Here is a 770-nt window from a genome sequence, read left to right as displayed (position 1 = left end):
ATGGTTAAAAGAATGTCTTCCTCGCCCACCGCGTTTTTCTTGGTCTTGCCGGTTTCATAAAAAGGCAAAGCCATAAAATGGATATGATCATCGGGCAAACCCGCGTAACGGGCACCCGAGATAGCTTCTGTTTTACGGATGAAGCCTTTTACGTTGCGGATCTCCTGGGTATCGATCTGGTTGGGCTGTTTATTCGGAAAGAAAGCCCGCATCTCTTCATATAACTGATGCAGATGACCACTGTCTTCACCAATAGAGTTGGTAAAATCAATAGCAAACTCCATGTAACGTAATACATCATCATCCCATACGGCGGTATTACCCGAAGTTTGATAAGCCACATGCACATCATGCCCCTGATCCACCAAACGGATAAAAGTACCTCCCATGGAGATCACATCATCATCAGGATGCGGAGAGAAAATGATAGAACGTTTTTTGGCAGGCAAAGCACGCTCCGGACGCTGCGAATCATCCGCATCGGGCTTGCCACCCGGCCAGCCAGTAATGGTATGCTGTATCTGGTTAAAAATATCAATATTGATGTTGTACACCGGGCCTTGCTCCACAGCCAGCTGCGCCATCCCGTGATTGTTATAATCTTCCTCGGTTAACTTCAATACCGGTTTACCAATAGTATCGGCTAACCAGATCACGGCTTTCTTCTTCAACACATTATCTTCCCATGAACAATCTTTAACCAGCCATGGCGTATCAAAACGGGTGAGTTCAGAAGCCGCTGCTTCATCCAGAACAAACTCTACATGATC

General features: G+C 46.2%; 1 protein-coding gene. It reads right to left on the bottom strand.

Going from position 1 to position 770, the window contains the following annotated elements:
- Positions 1-770 (bottom strand): PIG-L family deacetylase (locus ACTJKG_RS27730; protein WP_440741037.1); only part of this gene is annotated, 770 nt, incomplete at both ends.

Origin of the sequence: Mucilaginibacter sp. 22184 (assembly GCF_052045695.1) — a bacterium.
Lineage (GTDB): Bacteria > Bacteroidota > Bacteroidia > Sphingobacteriales > Sphingobacteriaceae > Mucilaginibacter.
Note: the sequence above shows the minus strand (reverse complement) of the source record. Positions and strands in the feature narration are given on the sequence as shown.